This window comes from Agrococcus sp. SGAir0287, from assembly GCF_005484985.1.
Taxonomy (GTDB): Bacteria; Actinomycetota; Actinomycetes; order Actinomycetales; family Microbacteriaceae; genus Agrococcus.
This window is the reverse complement of sequence record NZ_CP027942.1, coordinates 640960-659009: the sequence shown is the minus strand read 5'-3', so window position 1 is coordinate 659009 and position 18050 is coordinate 640960. Positions and strand designations below refer to the sequence as shown.

8 protein-coding genes and 1 tRNA gene are annotated in these 18050 nt (G+C 72.7%); 6 read left to right on the top strand and 3 right to left on the bottom strand.

Annotation, left to right across the window (positions count from 1 at the left end; all coding sequences use genetic code 11):
* Window positions 1-207: 207 nt before the first annotated feature.
* The 3 genes from C1N71_RS03050 to C1N71_RS03040 all read left to right on the top strand — a co-directional run bounded on the left by C1N71_RS03050 (window position 208) and on the right by C1N71_RS03040 (window position 8504).
* Complete coding sequence (locus C1N71_RS03050) at window positions 208-4098, top strand: cell wall-binding repeat-containing protein (protein ID WP_137755067.1); 3891 nt, start codon at window positions 208-210, stop codon at window positions 4096-4098.
* A gap of 333 nt (window positions 4099-4431) precedes the next feature.
* Window positions 4432-8319, top strand: coding sequence for a cell wall-binding repeat-containing protein (locus C1N71_RS03045; RefSeq protein WP_137755066.1), 3888 nt, complete (start codon window positions 4432-4434; stop codon window positions 8317-8319).
* A gap of 100 nt (window positions 8320-8419) precedes the next feature.
* Window positions 8420-8504: transfer RNA gene (locus C1N71_RS03040), tRNA-Ser, on the top strand.
* 60 nt (window positions 8505-8564) lie between these two features.
* On the opposite strand, the gene C1N71_RS03035 is transcribed toward C1N71_RS03040, so the two are convergent.
* A complete protein-coding gene (locus C1N71_RS03035) occupies window positions 8565-10412 on the bottom strand; it encodes a helicase HerA-like domain-containing protein (protein ID WP_137755065.1) in 1848 nt (615 codons plus the stop codon).
* Window positions 10413-10736: 324 nt separating this feature from the next.
* Here C1N71_RS03035 and C1N71_RS03030 point away from each other — a divergent pair, with 324 nt between their 5' ends.
* Window positions 10737-12977 (top strand): hypothetical protein, encoded by a 2241-nt coding sequence (locus C1N71_RS03030; protein WP_137755064.1) that lies wholly within the window; start codon window positions 10737-10739, stop codon window positions 12975-12977.
* A gap of 62 nt (window positions 12978-13039) precedes the next feature.
* On the opposite strand, the gene C1N71_RS03025 is transcribed toward C1N71_RS03030, so the two are convergent.
* A complete protein-coding gene (locus C1N71_RS03025) occupies window positions 13040-14266 on the bottom strand; it encodes a multidrug effflux MFS transporter (RefSeq protein WP_137755063.1) in 1227 nt (408 codons plus the stop codon).
* Window positions 14263-15441: an amidohydrolase gene (locus tag C1N71_RS03020; RefSeq protein ID WP_137755062.1), complete on the bottom strand. Its 1179-nt coding sequence runs from the start codon at window positions 15439-15441 to the stop codon at window positions 14263-14265. Before C1N71_RS03020 ends, C1N71_RS03025 begins: the two co-directional genes overlap by 4 nt.
* A gap of 173 nt (window positions 15442-15614) precedes the next feature.
* On the opposite strand from C1N71_RS03020, the gene C1N71_RS03015 reads away from it, so the two are divergent.
* Together C1N71_RS03015 and C1N71_RS15130 are read left to right on the top strand one after the other, a co-directional pair.
* Window positions 15615-16952, top strand: a complete 1338-nt coding sequence (locus C1N71_RS03015; protein ID WP_137755061.1) for an MFS transporter — start codon at window positions 15615-15617, stop codon at window positions 16950-16952.
* A gap of 171 nt (window positions 16953-17123) precedes the next feature.
* On the top strand, window positions 17124-18047 hold the full coding sequence (locus tag C1N71_RS15130) for a hypothetical protein (RefSeq protein WP_137755060.1): 924 nt from the start codon (window positions 17124-17126) through the stop codon (window positions 18045-18047).
* Window positions 18048-18050: the final 3 nt, after the last annotated feature.

Sequence of the window (18050 nt, the reverse complement as noted above, 5' to 3'; positions counted from 1 at the left end):
GCCGGCGGTCCTCGCTCACGACACGCCGAGTCGCGCGCCCCGCATCACGCTTCGGTAACGCTTCCCCATGCGTCGAGCAGGAGCGGCCTAGGTTGGCCCTCAACGCCCCGCCCGATCAGGCGGGGAACCCGTGACGAAGGACACCTTCCTGTGAGCACCGCACCATCTCGTGTCGCTCTCCGTCGCTGTCTCGCCTCGCTCGCCGCCGTGACCATCGGTCTCGGCGGCGTCGTCGTGAGCACGTCGGTGGCGAACGCAGCCCCGCCCAGCACACCCGCCGTCGATCTCAGCGGCTTCGTCGACGGACGCTACGTCGTCCAGCTCGTCGACGACAGCGCCGCCCTCTACACCGGTGGCATCCCGAACCTCCAGCGCACCTCGCCCACGGGCACGGACTCGCTCGACGACAGCGACCCGGCGGTCGTCGCGTACAGCGACTACCTCGAGTCCGAGCAGCAGGACGTCGCCGGCTCCGTCGGAGCCGCCGTCGAGACGAGCCTCACGCTCACGCTCAACGCCTTCGTCGCCGACCTGACGGTCGACCAGGCGATCGAGCTCTCGCTGGACCCGCGCGTCGCGGCCGTCACGCCCGACGAGATCCTCCAGATCGACGCCTCCCCCGCCAACGAGTACCTCGACGTCGAGGGCATGTGGAACCAGGTCGGTGGCGTCGAGGGCGCCGGGCAGGGCGTCGTCGTCGGCGTGCTCGACACGGGCATCGCGCCCGAGAACCCGCTCTTCGCGGGCGACGCGCTCGGCACGACCCAGGGTGCGGAGCCCTACTGGTCCGGCGACCAGATCCTGTACGTCAAGGGCGACGGACAGACGTTCACCGGCACGTGCCAGACGGGCCCGGGCTTCACGGTGGAGATGTGCTCGACGAAGATCGTCGGTGCGCAGTTCTTCGCCGAGGGCGCGATCGCCGACGGCTTCGAGTTCGGCACCGAGGACCAGGTCCCCGGCGAGTACCTCTCGCCGCGCGACGGCGACGGCCACGGCTCGCACACGGCCTCGACCGCAGCGGGCAACCACGACGTCGCGGTCACGACCGAGGGCGGCCAGGACATCGGCACGATGTCGGGCGTCGCACCCGAGGCGCGCATCGCCGCGTACAAGGTCTGCTGGTCGGGCACCGACCCGGCATCGACCGATGACGACGCGTGCTACGGCACGGACCTGCTCGCGGGCATCGAGGCCGCGACGTCCGACGGCGTCGACGTCATCAACTTCTCGATCGGTGGCGGCGCGGCCGACTCCGTGTTCAGCGCCTACGACCTGGCCTTCCTCGGCGCAGCGCAGGCGGGCATCTTCGTCTCGGCCTCGGCGGGCAACTCCGGGCCGAACCCGACGACGCTCGACCACGCCTCGCCGTGGTACGCGACCGTCGCGAACACGACGATCCCCAACTACGAGGCGACGATCGAGCTGCCGGACGGCTCGCTCATCCCCGGAGCGTCGATCACGGTCGACATGGCTGCGGACGCCGAGCCGTTCAGCGGCCCGCTCGTCTACGCGGGCGACATCGCCGCGGAGGGGGCCTCCACGGCCGACGCGGCGCTCTGCCTCCCCGGCTCGCTCGCCACGGTCGCCGAGGGCACGATCGTGCTCTGCGACCGCGGCAGCAACGCGCGCGTCGAGAAGTCGGACGTCGTCGCAGCAGCAGGTGGCGCAGGCATGATCCTCGGCAACCCGACGCCGAACTCGATCGACCTGGACGACCACGTCATCCCGACGGTGCACATCGACGCGGCCTACTACGCGCAGGTGCGAGCCGTCGCCCAGACGGTGCCGTCGCAGACGGTGACGTTCACCGCCGGCAACACGTCCGGCATCGAGACGCCGGCGCCCATCGTGGCCGCCTCCTCGTCGCGAGGCCCGGTCGAGGCCGACGGCAACGACGTCATCAAGCCCGACATCGCGGCGCCCGGCACCGGCATCATCGCCGCCGGTCCGAACGCGCCGGGCGCCGAGGGCAGCTTCATCTTCCTCAGCGGCACGTCGATGGCAGCGCCGCACGTCGCAGGTCTCGCCGCGGTCTACCTCGGCGACGACCCCTTCGCGACGCCTGCGGAGATCAAGTCGGCGCTCATGACGACGGCCACCGACACGGTCGACGCGAACGGCGACGCCGTGCAGGACTGGTTCGCCCAGGGCGCCGGCTTCGTGAACACGGCCGACTTCCTCGACGCGGGCGTGTACTACGCCAACGGCCAGAGCGACTGGTACGGCTACCTGCGCGGCATCGGCTACGAGCTGCCCTCCACGTGGGTGGGTGCGGCCATCGACCCGAGCGACCTGAACATCGCCTCGATCGGCATCGGCGCCCTCGCGGGCACGCAGACGATCACGAGGACGCTCACGGCGCTCGAGCCGGGCACCTACGACGTGTCGGTGGACACGCCCGAGGGCGTGACCGCGGTCGTCCAGCCGACGCAGCTGTCGTTCGCCGAGGCGGGCGACACCGGCACCTACTCGGTGACGTTCACGGTCGACGCCGGCGCGACGCTCGAGGCATGGACGCAGGGCTCGCTCACGTGGACGAGCGCCGAGCACACGGCACGATCGCCGATCGCCGTGTACCCGGTGATCGTCGACGCGCCGCAGTGGGTCGAGGGCACCGGCACGGCGGGCGCCACGCCCGTCACGGTGACGGCCGGGGCCACCACGTCGATCCCGCTCACCCCGCAGGGCCTCTTCCCGGTCGAGGAGTTCGACTCGGGCACGGGCTCCACGGGCCAGCAGCTGCCGTCGTCGACCTTCACGGTCGCCGAGGGCGAGACGGCGCGCTACTTCGCCCTCGACAGCCTCGACCCCGACTCGGACCTCGACCTCTACGCCGTGCGCATCGTGAACGGCCAGATCGTCGAGCAGCACGTCGCGGGCACCGAGGCCGCCTCCGAGACGCTCCTCGTCGAGGACCCGACGCCGGGCACGTGGGCGACGATCGTGTCGGTCTACTCCTCGAACGAGGCGACGACCGACTACGTGGTGCGCCAGGCGGCGATCACGTCGGCGCCGGGCCTCGGCTCGTTCACGACCGACCCGACGAGCATCGACGGCACGATCGCGCAGCAGGCGTCCTACACCGCCTCGTGGCGCGGGCTCCCGCTCGACGGCGACTTCGTCGGTGCGGTCGCCTACTCGGGCGAGTCGCGCACGTTCGTGCACGTCACGACCGGCGAGGCGAGCATCCCCGCTCCGGAGCGCATCTCGGGTGCCAACCGCTACGAGACCGCGGTCGCGGCCTCGCAGGCCGGCTACCCCGAGGGCGCAGGCGTGGTCTACGTCGCGAGCGGCGTGAACTACCCCGATGGCCTGACGGCCGGTCCTGCCGCGGCGGTCGAGGGCGGCCCGCTGCTCCTGACCGACCCGGCCCAGGCGCCGACGGTCGTGCTCGACGAGATCGAGCGGCTCTCGCCGAGCCGCATCGTGATCGTGGGCGGCACGGGTGCCATCTCCGCCGCGGTCGAGGACGCGATGGGCGACCTCGCCGAGACGGTGGATCGCATCTCGGGCGCGGACCGCTACGAGACGTCGCGGCTGATCGCGGAGTACGCGTTCGGCGAGGGAGCGGGCACGGCGTTCATCGCCACCGGCCGCTCGTTCCCCGACGCGCTGACCGCGGGTGCCGCCGGCGGAGCGATCGGTGCGCCGGTCCTGCTCGTGGACGGCCTCGCGACCAGCGTCGACGGTGCAACGTCGGAGACGCTCGACGAGCTCGGCGTCACGCAGACGCTCGTCGCGGGTGGCACGGCGGCGGTGTCGAACGGGATCTACGCGGATCTCATCGACGACGCCCGCAGCCCCCAGCGTCTCGCGGGAGCCGACCGGTTCCTCACGGGCGTCTACGTCAACCAGGCGATCTTCTCGCCGCCGGTGTCGTCGATGTACATCGCCAGCGGTCTGAACTTCCCCGACGCCCTGTCCGCCTCGGCCCTCGCCGGTGCCGACGAGTCCCCGCTGTACGTCGTCCAGACGAACTGCGTGAACTCGGAGATCATCAGCGAGAGCCTGCGACTCGGCCAGCCCGACGTCTACCTCATGGGCGGCACCGCCGCCCTGGGTGCCGGCGTCGAGGCGTACGCCATCTGCGGCTAGCCGCAGCGCACGTCGAGGGGGCGGGGTCCACGCGGATCCCGCCCCTTCGGCGTTCCACGGCAGTCGTGTCGCGGGTCGGCGTCGTAGACCGGAGCCACGAGCAGAACCGGCCTCTGACGGCCACTTTTCGTGAGCATCGCTCACGACACGCCGCAACGCGTCCCCCAGGATCACGCTTGGGTAACGCTTCCCGATGCGTCGCGCAGGAGCGGCCTAGGTTGGCCCTCAACGCCCCGCCCGATCAGGTGGGGAACCCGTGACGAAGGACACCTTCCTGTGAGCACCGCACCATCTCGTGTCGCTCTCCGTCGCTGTCTCGCCTCGCTCGCCGCCGTGACCATCGGTCTCGGCGGCGTCGTCGTGAGCACGTCGGTGGCGAACGCAGCACCCACGCCCTCCGTGCCGATCGACACCAGCCAGTTCGTCGACGGTCGCTACGTCGTCCAGCTGAAGGACGATGCCGCCGCGCTCTACACCGGCGGCATCCCGAACCTCCAGCGCACCTCGCCGACCGGCACGCAGAGCCTCGACGAGGACGCGGCGCCGGTCGTCGCGTACAGCGACTACCTCGAGAACGAGCAGCAGGAGGTCGCCGACTCCGTGGGCGCGGACATCGCCGCGAACCTCACGCTGTCGCTGAACGGCTTCGTCGCCGACCTCAGCGCCGACCAGGCGCTCGAGCTCGCTCGCGACGGCCGCGTGCTCAACCTCTTCCCCGAGGAGTTCCTCCAGGTCGACGGGTCGCCGTCGAACGAGTACCTGGACGTCGAGGGCATGTGGGACCAGGTCGGTGGCGAGGCCGACGCCGGCAGCGGCGTCGTCGTCGGCGTGCTCGACACCGGCATCGCCCCGGAGAACCCGCTGTTCGCCGGGGAGCCGCTCGGCACCGAGCCCGGCAGCGAGCCCTACCTCGACGGCGACACCATCACCTACACGCGCGGCGATGGCGGCACCTTCACCGGCACGTGCGAGACGGGTCCGCAGTTCACGTCGGACATGTGCTCGACGAAGATCATCGGCGCGCAGTTCTTCCTCGACGGCTTCGGCGCGACGAGGATCGCCGGCAGCGACCTCGAGGTCCCCTCCCCCCGCGACCTCGACGGCCACGGCTCGCACACGGCCTCGACCGCCGCGGGCAACTACGACGTGCCCGTCACGACGCAGGCGGGCCAGGACATCGGCACGATGTCGGGCGTCGCCCCCGAGGCGCGCATCGCCGTCTACAAGGTCTGCTGGACCGGCAACCCCGATGCGACGCCTCCGGTGCGCGACGGCTGCGCCGCGACCGACCTCGTCCAGGCCATCGAGGCCGCGACGGCCGACGGCGTCGACGTCATCAACTTCTCGATCGGCGGCGGTGCCGCGACGAGCGTCATCACGGCGTACGACGAGGCCTTCCTCGGCGCTGCGGCGGCGGGCATCTTCGTCTCCGCGTCGGCCGGCAACTCCGGCCCCGGCGCATCGACGCTCGACCACGCCTCCCCCTGGTACGCGACCGTCGCCAATACGACGATCCCGAACTACGAGGCGACCGCGACGTTCTCGGCGGGCTCCACGCCCATCCCGGGCGCATCGGTGACCGTCGACATGGATCCCGAGGCGACGCCGCTCTCCGGCGAGCTCGTCTACGCGGGCGACATCCCCGCGGAGGGTGCGAGCGTCGAGCAGGCCTCGCTCTGCTTCACGGGCGCCATCGACGCCGAGGCCGCCGCAGGCAAGATCGTCGTCTGCGACCGTGGCCAGAACGACCGCGTCGCGAAGTCGGCGACGGTCGCCGCTGCAGGCGGCATCGGCATGATCCTGACGAACGTCGTCGCCGGCTCGATCGACCTCGACGACCACTCGGTGCCGACGATCCACGTCGACGCGCAGTACCGCGCACAGGTGCTCGCCGCCGTCGCGGCCGGCGCGACCGTCACGTTCACGCCCGGCAACACGACCGGCATCGAGACCCCGGCTCCCATCGTCGCGGCCTCCTCGTCGCGCGGCCCCGCGCTCGCGGACGGCAGCGACGTCATCAAGCCCGACATCGCCGCGCCCGGCACCGGCATCATCGCAGCCGGCCCGAACGCCGAGGGAGAGGAGCCCGGGTTCATCTTCCTGTCCGGCACCTCGATGGCGGCACCGCACGTCGCCGGCCTCGCAGCCTTCTACCTCGGCGAGTTCCCGAACGCCACGCCGTCCGAGATCAAGTCGGCGCTCATGACGACCGCGACCGACACCGTGAACGCCGACGGCTCGACGTCGCAGGACTGGTGGGCGCAGGGCGCCGGCTTCGTGAACACCGCCGACCTCCTCGACGCGGGCGTCTACTACGCCAGCGGCACCGAGGACTGGTACGGCTACCTCCGCGGCCTCGGCTACGTGCTGCCCGACACGTGGGTGGGCGCGGCGATCGATCCGAGCGATCTCAACATCCCGTCCATCGGCGTCGGCGCGCTCCCGGGCTCGCAGACCGTCACGAGGACGCTGACCGCGCTCGAGCCGGGCTCGTACTCGGTGACGGTCGACGCTCCGGAGGGCACGACCGCCGTGGTCTCGCCCACCGTGCTCGACTTCACCGCCGCCGGCCAGGAGCTCTCGTACTCGGTCACGTTCACGACGACCACGGCGCCGCTGGGTGCCTGGACGACGGGCTCGCTGACCTGGACGAGCGCCGAGCACACCGCACGCTCGCCCATCGCCCTCTTCCCCGTCGCGCTCGACGCACCCACGTGGGTCGAGGGCACGGGCACGACGGGCTCGACGCCCGTGACGGTGCTGCCGGGCGAGACCGACCCGATCGGCATCGTCACGACGGGCCTCTCGCGCGTCACCGAGCTGCTCTCCGGCGAGGGCGTGGAAGGCGACGCCTTCGAGACCGCCGAGTCGTTCTCGGTGCCCGAGGGGTCGGCCGCGCTCTACTTCGAGCTCGACGGCGAGGACGGGGTCGCCGACCTCGACCTCCTGGTCGGCCGACTCGACGCGAACGGCAACGTCGTGCAGCTCTGGCAGGCGGCGACCCCCGCGGCCAGCGAGACGCTGCTCATCGAGAACCCGTCGGCCGGCGAGTACATCGCCGCAGTCGACTTCTACAGCGTGGAGGGCGACGCTCCGTCGCCGTTCACGCTCGACCAGGTCTCGATCGGCGGCACGAACGAGGGTCAGCTCACCGCGACGCCCTCGACGCTGCAGCCCACGATCGGCGTGCCCGAGACGTTCGAGCTGTCGTGGCGCGGACTGGATGTCGACGCGAGCTACATCGGCCTCGTGGAGTACTCGACCGACGACTCGCAGCAGACGTTCGTGCGCGTCACGACCGGCGACGCGACGATCCCCGCCCCGGAGCGCATCTCGGGCGCCAACCGCTACGAGACCGCCGTGGCGGCCTCGCAGCTCGGCTACCCCGAGGGTGCGGACGTGGTCTACGTCGCGAGCGGCGTGAACTACCCCGACGGCCTCGCCGCCGGTCCCGCCGCCGCGGTCGAGGGCGGTCCGCTGCTCCTCACCGACCCGGCTGCGTCGCCCGACGTGGTGGTCGACGAGATCGAGCGTCTCGCCCCGAGCCGCATCGTCATCGTCGGTGGCACCGGCGCGATCTCGGCCTCGGTCGAGACCGAGATGGAGGACCTGGCCGAGACCGTCGACCGGATCTCCGGCGCGGACCGCTACGAGACGTCGCGCCTCATCGCGGAGTACGCGTTCGGCGAGGGTGCGGGATCGGCGTTCATCGCCACCGGCCGCTCCTTCCCGGATGCGCTCACCGCGGGCGCGGCGGGTGGAGCGATCGGCGCTCCGGTGCTGCTCGTGGACGGCCTCTCGGCCGACCTCGACGCCGCGACCGGTGCGACGCTCGACGGCCTCGGCGTCACGAGCACGCTCGTCGCCGGTGGCACCGCGGCCGTGTCGAACGGGATCTACGCGGATCTCATCAACGACGCGCGCAGCCCGCAGCGTCTGTCGGGATCCGACCGGTTCCTGACGGGCGTCTACGTCAACCAGGCGATCTTCGGACCGCCCGTGTCGGGCATGTACATCGCGAGCGGGCTCAACTTCCCCGACGCGCTGTCCGCCTCCGCGCTCGCCGGCGCCGCCGAGTCCCCGCTGTACGTCGTCCAGACGAACTGCGTGAGCTCGGAGATCATCAGCGAGAGCCTGCGGCTGGGTCAGCCCGACGTCTACCTCATGGGCGGCACCGCCGCCCTCGGGGCCGGCGTCGAGTCGTACACCATCTGCGGCTAGCGGCGACCCAGGAGGGGCGGGATCGCGAGATCCCGCCCCTCCGGCGTCTGCACGGTCCCGGTGCGGGCTAGACTTGCCGAGTTGGCCTTCGCGGCCAGCTGGAGGATTCGCCTAGTGGCCTATGGCGCACGCTTGGAAAGCGTGTTGGGTGCAAGCCCTCGGGGGTTCGAATCCCCCATCCTCCGCTGCTCAGCACGATGCGCGGCACCCGAGCCGGGTGCCGCGCATCGTCGTCTCGACCGGGCTCAGCGCCTGCGCGTGCCGAAGATGCCGCGCACGATCTCGCGCACGATCGTCTGGCCCGTGCGCGATCGGATGGCCTGCACGACCGGGTTGTCCTTCGCCGCGCGCTCGGATGCAGCCCTGTTGCGGGTCGCCTCGCGCTCGAGCCTGCGGGCCTCGGCCTCGCGCTCCTTCGCATCCTTCGCGGCGCTCGCCTCGGCCCGGGCCTTCGCCTCGGCAGCCTGGGCGGCCTCGATCCGCCTCGCGAGGATCTCGGAGGCGGACTCGCGGTCGATGGCCTCGCCGTACCGCGCCTGCAGCGGCGACGCGGCGACCGCGCTGCGCATCTGCGTCTCGGGCGTCGGCTCCATCGAGCCCTGCGGCGCGCGCAGGCGCGTCCACGCGACCGGCGTCGGCACGCCGCGCTCGTCCATCACCGTCACGATCGCCTCGCCCGTGCCGAGGCTCGTGAGCACCTGCTGGAGGTCGTACTCGCTCGTGGGATACGTGCGCACGGTGGCGCGCAGCGCCTTCTCGTCGTCGGGCGTGTGCGCGCGCAGCTGGTGCTGCACGCGGGATCCGAGCTGCGCCAGCACGTCCGAGGGGACGTCCTTCGGCGTCTGCGTCACGAACACGATGCCCACGCCCTTCGAGCGGATGAGCCGCACCGTCTGCGTGATCGACGACAGGAACGCCTTCGACGCGTCGGCGAAGAGCAGATGCGCCTCGTCGAAGAAGAACACCAGGCGCGGCCGCTCGGGGTCGCCGACCTCGGGCAGCGTCTCGAAGAGCTCGGCGAGCAGCCACATGAGGAAGGTCGAGAAGAGCTGCGGTCGGTCGGCGACGCCGGGCACCTCGAGCAGGCTCACGACGCCGCGTCCGTCGGGCGTCGTGCGCAGCAGGTCGGCGACGTCGATCTCGGGCTCGCCGAAGAGGCGCTCCGCGCCCTGCTCGGCGAAGGCGGTGAGCGCACGGAGGATGACGCCGGCCGTCTGCGGCGAGATGCCGCCGAGCTCGCGCAGCCCGGCCTTCCCGTCGTCGCCCGTCAGCCACAGCAGCAGCTCGCGCAGGTCCTCGAGGTCGAGCAGCGGCAGCCCCTGCCGGTCGGCGTAGGCGAAGAGGATGCCGAGGCTCGACTCCTGCGTGTCGTTGAGACCGAGCACCTTCGACAGCATCGTCGGGCCGAAGCCCGTGACCGTCGCGCGGATCGGCACGCCGATGCCTTCGCCCCCGAGCGCGAAGTACTCGACGGGCGCGGCGAGCGGCTGCCAGTCCTGCCCGATGCCGGCCGTGCGCTCGAGCAGCTTCGGGCTCGACGCACCCGGCGTCGCGATGCCGGAGAGGTCGCCCTTGACGTCGGCCGCGAAGACGGGGACGCCCGCGGCCGAGAGCTGCTCGACGAGCACCTGCAGCGTCTTCGTCTTGCCCGTGCCCGTCGCGCCGGCGACGAGCCCATGCCGGTTCAGCATGCCGAGCGGGATGCGCACGGGCGTCGACGGGTCGGCGACGCCGTTGACGAGCGCGCCGAGCTCGAGGGCGGGACCCTCGAAGGCGTAGCCCGCGCGCACGGCGGCGACGGCCTCCGGCGAGAGCGGACCGACGGGTGCGACCGGCGCGGGATCCGATGCCGGTGCGGCGGTCGCGATGGGGTCGACGTCGGGCGTCGCGGCTGCGGCGGCGTCCGCGGCGGTCGGTGCGGCTGCCGTCGGCGGCGTGCTCGACGCCGAGTCCGCTGCGATCGGCGGCGCCGCATCCGGCCCCGGCGACGCCGCCGCACCCGCCTCCATCGCGCGCAGTCGCGCCTCCGCCTCGGCCTGGGCCCGTCTCGCGTCCTCGACCGCCTTGCGCGCGGCCTCCAGCTCGTCGCTCATGGGCCCATCCTCGCGCGGGCGGGCCCCGAGCGCACGCGTGTCGCGGCGACCGTCGCGCGTGCCGCAGGCTCATGGACGATGCATCGCTGGCGCATCGCTCGCTCGTGTACCCCAGCGGCAGAGGATTTCCTGCGATCTGCGGATATCCGCGCCCGACCGCAGTATCCTGCCCGAAGTCGAAGATTCTTCGACGGGTGCGAGCCCGGAGCGACGCGTCACCGACCCACCGATGCGGCCGATCCGACCGCATCGACGAGCGCAGTGACGGGAGCAGCGATGCGCACGGTAGACCCCCTGGGGCGACATGACGACTGCACACGCATCATGGAGGCCGTCGACGCCGGTCGACGCGTGGTCCTCGTCGGGCATCCCCTGCTCGGCTCGGAGGCCGTGCGCCGCCGCGTGACGCACACGATGCTGCGCACGACGGGCGCCACTCCCATCGCGTTCGAGCCCATGCGCTCCGCCGGCCCCGGCGCGGGGCTCACCACGGTGCTCTCGGACGACGAGTCGCTCGACACGCGACGCGACGTCGCCCTGCCCGAGCCCGACGAGCAGTCGGTCATGGTCGTGCGACTCGGCAGGCTCACGCGCCGCCAGTTCGACCGACTCGCCGACGACCGGCTGGCCCGTGCCGGTCTGCACCCCGACTGGCTCGGCGCGATCGGCCGCAGCATCATCCACGCGCAGTCGCGCGGCTATCCCCTGCTCGCCGCCGCGCTCCTCGACGACCGCCTGCGGCCCGAGCGCCCCCGCCGGGCGGCGGCTGCCGCCGCCGCCATCGTGCGCGCGCTCGAGCCCGAGCTGCGCAGCGCGGCCCAGGTCATCGCCGGCGTCCCCGGCATCCGCGTCGTGCGCGCCGTCGACCACCTCGGCCAGGACGCCGTCGACGCCCTGCTGCACGTGGGCATCGTCGACGAGGTCGCCGGAGCGCTCGTCGTGCCCGCGATCCTCAGGACGTCGCTCGCGCAGCGCTCCGGCGACCGCTGCCTCGCGATCCTCACCGAGATCGCGGAGGGCTGGTCGCGTCGCGACGCGGCCACCGCGAGCGAGTACATCGCGGCGCACCGCGCCGTCGAGGCCGGCAGGATCGCCGTGTCGACGAGCACGCGCGCGCGCCTGGCCGCCATCGCCGCCTGCACGCTCGTCGGGCGCAGCCTGACGACCTGCGCGCGCGACGCAGCGGCGGTCGCGCTCGAGCTCGACGCACGCACGCTCCCGACGATGCTCGCCGCGATCGCAGCGGGTGAGACGGCCATCGCTCCCGCGCTCCTCCGCGACGCCCACGCCGCCGGGTTCGACGACCTCTCGACTCGCCTGGTGAACTTCACCATCACCGCATCCGTGCTGACTCCGGAGTGGGCCGGCTCGGACCTCGCGGACCTGCTGCCGCCGCACGCGGAGCTCGGTGCCCGTCTCCGGCGCATCGGCGAGCTCGCGCGCGCCCAGGCCGCCCTCGAGTCCGGCGATCACGAGGCCGTGGCGCACGCCGCGCAAGCCGCGCTCGTCGGCGGCGACCCGCTCGTCGGCGTGCGCGCCTACGGGCTCCTGGCGTGCGATGCCGCGTTCCGCGGCGACGCGCAGGCCGTGCTCGACGCGGCCGACGGCGTGCACGGGGTGGTCGGGCACGTGCAGGACTGGACGCGCACGATGCTCGCCGCCGCCGGACGCGCGATCGCCGAGACGCGGATGGCTGCGCGCGCCGTCGCGCTGCCGCCGCTGCCGCTGCTCGACAGCGCGCTCGACCGCATCGTCGAGATCGCCGCGACGACCGACGACTCCGCGGCGATCGCCTACGGCCTGCTGTCGCGCGCCGCCGAGGACAGCCAGCCCCAGCACGCGGACATGGCCGAGGCCATGCTGCTCGACCTGCCCGACGAGGCACCCCGCCAGGTCGCGCTCGCGGCCATCCAGGCGCTGCACAGCGGCCCCGACGCCGCGCACGACGCCATCGGCGCCACGCTCATCGTCGTCTCGAGCCACGTCGCGGAGATCGTCGCCGCCGCCGAGCACGTCGAGGGGGCCGCCGCGCGCGCGACGCTCGGTCGATGCGCCGCGCTCGTCGACGCGCGCGTGCCGGCGCACGTGCCGCTGCGAGTCGCGGCGGCCGCGCTCCACGCGCGCCTCGGCGACACCGTGCCGGACGTGTCCGACATCGACGCGCGCCTCCTCTCCCCCGTCCTGCGCGCGCTGCTCGTGCTCGCGACCGCCGCGCGGCATCGCGACGCCGGCATGCTCATCGACGCCGCCGCCGGCATCGTCTCGGCGCGGCACGCGGCGCTGACGCGTCGACTGCTCGACGCGGCCATCGCGCTCGGCGGCGACGCCGCGGCCGCCCGCCTCGCCGAGGACCTCGAGACGAGCCTCGTCGCCTCGCGGCGCGCGCTGCGCGGCAGCCGCTCGTGGATCGACCGCGACATCCTCGGGCTCGCCGCCGCAGGGCTCACCGACCTGCAGATCTCGCAGCTGCTCGATCTCCCCCTCGGCACCGTGCGATCGCGCTCGCGCGCCATCATGGCCGATCTCGGCGTGCCGGAGCGATCGGGGCTCGCCGCCAGCCGGTGACCGCGCACGAGGCGCCCGCGACCGGACTCGGACGCCTCGTCGCGTGACGCCGGCTGCCGCCGTCAGTCGGCGAGCGGCGGCACCGAGCGCGGGCGCACGAGCAGCCACAGCGACGCCGTGGCGAGCAGCCCGCCGCCGAGCATCACCGATCCCATCGGCACGGCGTCGTGCACCGCGAAGTTCCCGATGACGCTGCCGACGATGCTCGCGAGCAGCATGTTCGAGGCACCGATGAGCGACGCCGCCGTGCCCGCCTCGCTGCCGTGGTCGACGAGCGCCAGCACCTGCACGCACGGCATCGTCAGGCCGAACGAGAGGGTGAAGGCCGCCATCGCCGGGATGAAGCCCGCGAGCCCCGCGCCCGATCGGTCGAGCAGGAGCATCGCGATCGCCGCGAGCGTCATGCCAGCCGTCGAGCCGACGAGCACCCACTGCGGGCCGAACCGCGTCGCGAGGCGCGACGAGGTCTGCACGCCGACGAAGACGCCGACCGAGCACAGCGCGAACACCGCGCCGAACTCGGTCGCGCTGAGCCCGTAGACCTCCTGCAGCAGGAGCGGCGACGTCGAGAGGTAGGAGAAGATGCCCGCGAAGCCCGACGAGCCGATGATCGCGACGCCGACGAAGCGGCGATCGCCGAGCACCCGGCCGTAGCTCGCGAGCGTGCCCGCCCCCATCCGCAGCCGGCGCTCGGGCGGCAGCGTCTCGCGCAGCAGCGTCGAGACGAGCAGGATGACGACGGCGCCGTAGACTGCGAGCACCCAGAAGATGCCGCGCCACTGCGTGACCTCGAGGAGCCACGAGCCGATGACCGGCGCCAGGATGGGCGCGAGCCCCATGATGAGGGCCAGACGCGACAGCGACCGGACGAGCGAGCGCCCGGAGAAGAGGTCGCGCACCATCGCCATCGCCACGACGGCGCCGCCTGCCGCGCCGAGGCCCTGCAGCACGCGGAGCACCGTGAGCACCTCGACGTCGGGCGCGACGGCGATGGCGATCGACGTGCCCACGTGCAGCGTCGACGTCGCCACGAGCGGCCAGCGCCTGCCCACGCGGTCGCTCAGGGGGCCGAGCACGAGCTGGCCCAGTGCGAAGCCGAGCGTCGTGGCGGCGAGCGTGAGCTGCACCTGCCCGTCCGTGGCGCCGAGGTCGTCGGCGAGGACGGGGAACGCGGGAAGGTAGAGGTCGATCGTGAAGGGCCCGAGCGCCGTGAGGAGCCCGAGCACGACGATCGTCGCGACGCGCCTGCGCCGCGTCAGCAGGTCGCCAGGATGCGTGACGGCCGTCACGAACGCGGTGCGATCGTCTCGACGCCCGCCTCGCGGCGGTACACCTCCGCGCCGTCGATGAGCACGAGCGAGGGCCGCGCCATCGGGTCCATCCAGTCGCCGTCCCACACGACGAGGTCGCCGCGCTTGCCGACCTCGAGCGATCCGACCTCGTGCGCGACGCCCAGCGCCCTCGAGGGGTTGATCGTGATGGCACGCAGCGCGGTGTCGCGATCGAGCCCCTCGCGCACGGCGAGGGATGCCTGGTGCACGAGGAAGGAGATGGGGATGACCGGGTGGTCGGTGATGATCGAGATCTCGACGCCCGCCTTCGCGAGCCTGCCGGGGTTCGCGATCGAGCGTCCGCGCAGCTCCATCTTCGACTTCGTCGTGAAGAGCGGCCCGATGAGCACGGGGATGCCGCGCTCGGCGAGCAGGTCGGCGACGACGTGCGCCTCCGTGCCGTGGTCGATGACGAGGTCGTAGCCGAACTCCTCGGCGATGCGCACCGCCGTGACGATGTCGTCGGCGCGGTGGGCGTGCTGGCGCCACGGGATCTCGCGGCGCAGCACCTTCGCGATCGCCTCGTGCGTGAGGTCGACGTCGGCCGTCGAGTCAGGGTCGGCGTGCCTGCGCAGGTAGTTCTGGGCGTCGACGAACGCCTCGCGGATGACCTTCGCCGTGCCGAGCCGCGTCGACGGCGTCTGCTTGCGCTCGCCGTAGACGCGCTTGGGGTTCTCGCCGAGCGCGGACTTCAGGCCTGCGGGCTCGCGCAGCACCATGCGGTCGACGATGCGGCCGTGCGTGTGCAGCGTGGTCGCGAGGCCGCCGATCGGATTGCCGGAGCCCGGGTTCACGTTGACGGTCGTGACCCCGCCTGCGAGGGCGACGTCGAAGCCCTCGTCGAACGGGTCGATCGCGTCGATCGTGCGCACGGCCGCCTGGTTGACGCCCGTCATCTCGTTCGTGTCGCTCGCGCCCGAGCCGTCGCCCTCCGGGTGCACGCCCAGGTGCACGTGCGCGTCGACGAGACCCGGCGTCACCTGCGCGCCCGCGACGTCGATCGACTCTGCGCCCTCGGGCACGACGACGTCGGGGCCGAGCGCCTCGATGCGGCCGTCGCGGAGGACGATGGTGCCGTGGAACGGCTCGCCCTCCACCGGGATGACGTGGGCGTCGACGATTGCGCGCAGCATGCTCTCTCCAAGTTCCGTGGCGGTGCCACCAGCCTACGACCGGCCTGCGACGCGCGCCGGGCCTGGCGCCCGGCACCCGCGCATGCTCCCGCAGCGGCACGCGCGCGCGACTACTGTGGTCGCATCCCATGATCGGCCGCGCCGCGCCGGCGCTCGCACAGACAGGTCTCGGCATGCGCGCTTCCGCCACCGACCTCACGCGCTCGCAGCGACTCGATCGCCTGCCCTTCACCCGGCGCCACGGCCGGCTGCTCGTCGGCTCGGGCATCGGCTGGGCGCTCGACGCCATGGACGTCGGCCTCATCTCCTTCGTCATGGCGGCGCTCGCCGTGCAGTGGCGACTCGACGGCACGACCCTCGGCTGGATCGGCTCGATCGGCTTCGTGGGCATGGCGGTCGGCGCGACGCTCGGCGGGCTCGTCGCCGACCGCGTCGGCCGTCGGCAGGTCTTCGCGATCACGCTGCTCGTCTACGGCCTCGCGACGGGCGCCGCCGCCCTGTCGACGGGCGTCGCGATGCTCATCGCGCTGCGCTTCGTCATCGGCCTCGGGCTCGGCGCCGAGCTGCCCGTCGCCTCCACGCTCGTGTCCGAGTTCGCGCCGCGCCGCATCCGAGGCCGCGTCGTGGTGTGGCTCGAGTCCTTCTGGGCCGTCGGCTGGATCGCGGCCGCCGCGATCGGCGCGTTCGTCATCCCGCTCTCCGACGACGGCTGGCGCTGGGCGCTCGCCGTGGGCATCGTGCCGACGCTCTACGCCGTCGTCGTGCGGATGGGGCTGCCGGAGTCGGTGCGGTTCCTCGAGTCGAAGGGGCGCGTCGACGAGGCCGAGCGCATCGTGCGCGACTTCGAGGCCGCGGCGGGCGACGCGCGGCACGACCTTCCCCCGGGCACGCCCCGGGTGCTGGCGGGCGTCGAGGCCGACTCGGCGCAGTCGATCTGGAGCCCGGCGGTGCGACGCCGCACGATCGGGCTGTGGATCGTGTGGTTCTGCATCAACCTGTCGTACTACGGCGCCTTCATCTGGATCCCGTCGCTGCTCGTCGCGCAGGGCTTCGACCTCGTGCGCTCGTTCCAGTTCACGCTCGTCATCACGCTCGCGCAGCTGCCCGGCTACGCGGTCGCCGCGTGGCTCATCGAGGTGATCGGCCGACGTGCGACCCTCGCGATCTTCCTCGCTGGATCGGCGGCGGCCGCGCTCGCGTACGGGCTCGCCTCCGCGGACTGGCAGATCATCGCCGCCGGCTGCGCGCTGTCGTTCGCGAACCTCGGCGCGTGGGGCGCGCTGTACGCGATCGGCCCCGAGCTGTACCCGACGACGGTGCGGGGCACGGGCACGGGCGCCGCGGCGGGCTTCGGCCGCATCGCCTCGATCATCGCGCCCCTCATCGTGACGCCGCTCGTGGCGCTCGGCGGCACACCTCTGCTCTTCGCGGTCTTCGCGGCGTCGTTCGCCCTCGCGGCGATCGCGGCCTTCGCGCTCCTCCCCGAGCAGCGCGGCGCCCCCCTCGCCTAGCTCTCGCGCGAACCCGCCGACTTTCTGAGGTTTTCGGCCCTTTCTGACGCCAGAAGGGGCCGAAAATCTCAGAACGTCCGTCTCCACAGGAATCCGCCGTCCACAGGGTGGCGCGACTCGGGGCTGTGCGTCCGCGCGGTGATGCATCCTGCGGGGATGCGACAGGACGGGATGCCGGAGCTCGACGAGCCCATGGCCGTCGGCGTCGGTGCGGCGATGCGGGCGGGGGTGTCGCAGAAGGCCCTCCGCAATCGTTCGCTGCGACGGCCGTTCTGGGGCGTGCGCTCGCTCGAGCCACCGAGGGATGCGCTCGAGCTCGCCCAGATGTACGCCCCCAGGCTGCGCCCTGGTCAGCTCGTGAGCGAGACGTCGGCGGCCCGCCTCCACGGTCTGCCACTGCCCAGCGGAGCGTTCGGTGGGATCCAGGTGCTCGTCCCGGAGGGAGCCTACCGTCCATCGACTCGCGGGGTCACGAGCCGCGCGATCGCAGGCGAGCGGATCCGTTCGACGGTGGTCGGCGGCGTCCCTGTGACGGATCCGGTGCTGACGTGGCTGCTGCTCGGGCGCGCGCTCGACGTCCCCTCGCTCGTCATGATCGGCGATGCGCTCGTCTCCACTGCCGACAACTACCCGGGCCTTCGCGGCGCGCGCCCGATGGCGACGCTCCACGACCTGGAGCGAGCCGTCGCCGGGTGGACGAGCATGCACGGCATCGGGCGCTTGCGCCTCGCGCAGCCGCTGGTACGGGCTGGAGTCGAGTCGCCGATGGAGACTCCGACACGCCTGGCGCTGCTCGACCATGGCTTGCCGGAGCCGGAGATCAACGGCGAGATCCTGCATGCCGGCGAGCTCATCGCGCGTGCGGATCTACTGTATCGCGACGAGCGCGTGGCGATCGAGTACGAGGGCGATGGGCACCGCACCGACCGAGCGCAGTGGCAACGCGACGTCGACCGCGTCGAGCGCCTCCACGCTGCCGGGTGGCGGGTGGTCCGCGTCACTCGCACCACGCTCGAGCACCCGGAGATGCTCGCGGGATCGGTCCGGGCGCTGCTCGCGACGCGCCCACCTGAGCCCATCCGCCGGGCGTTCTGAGGT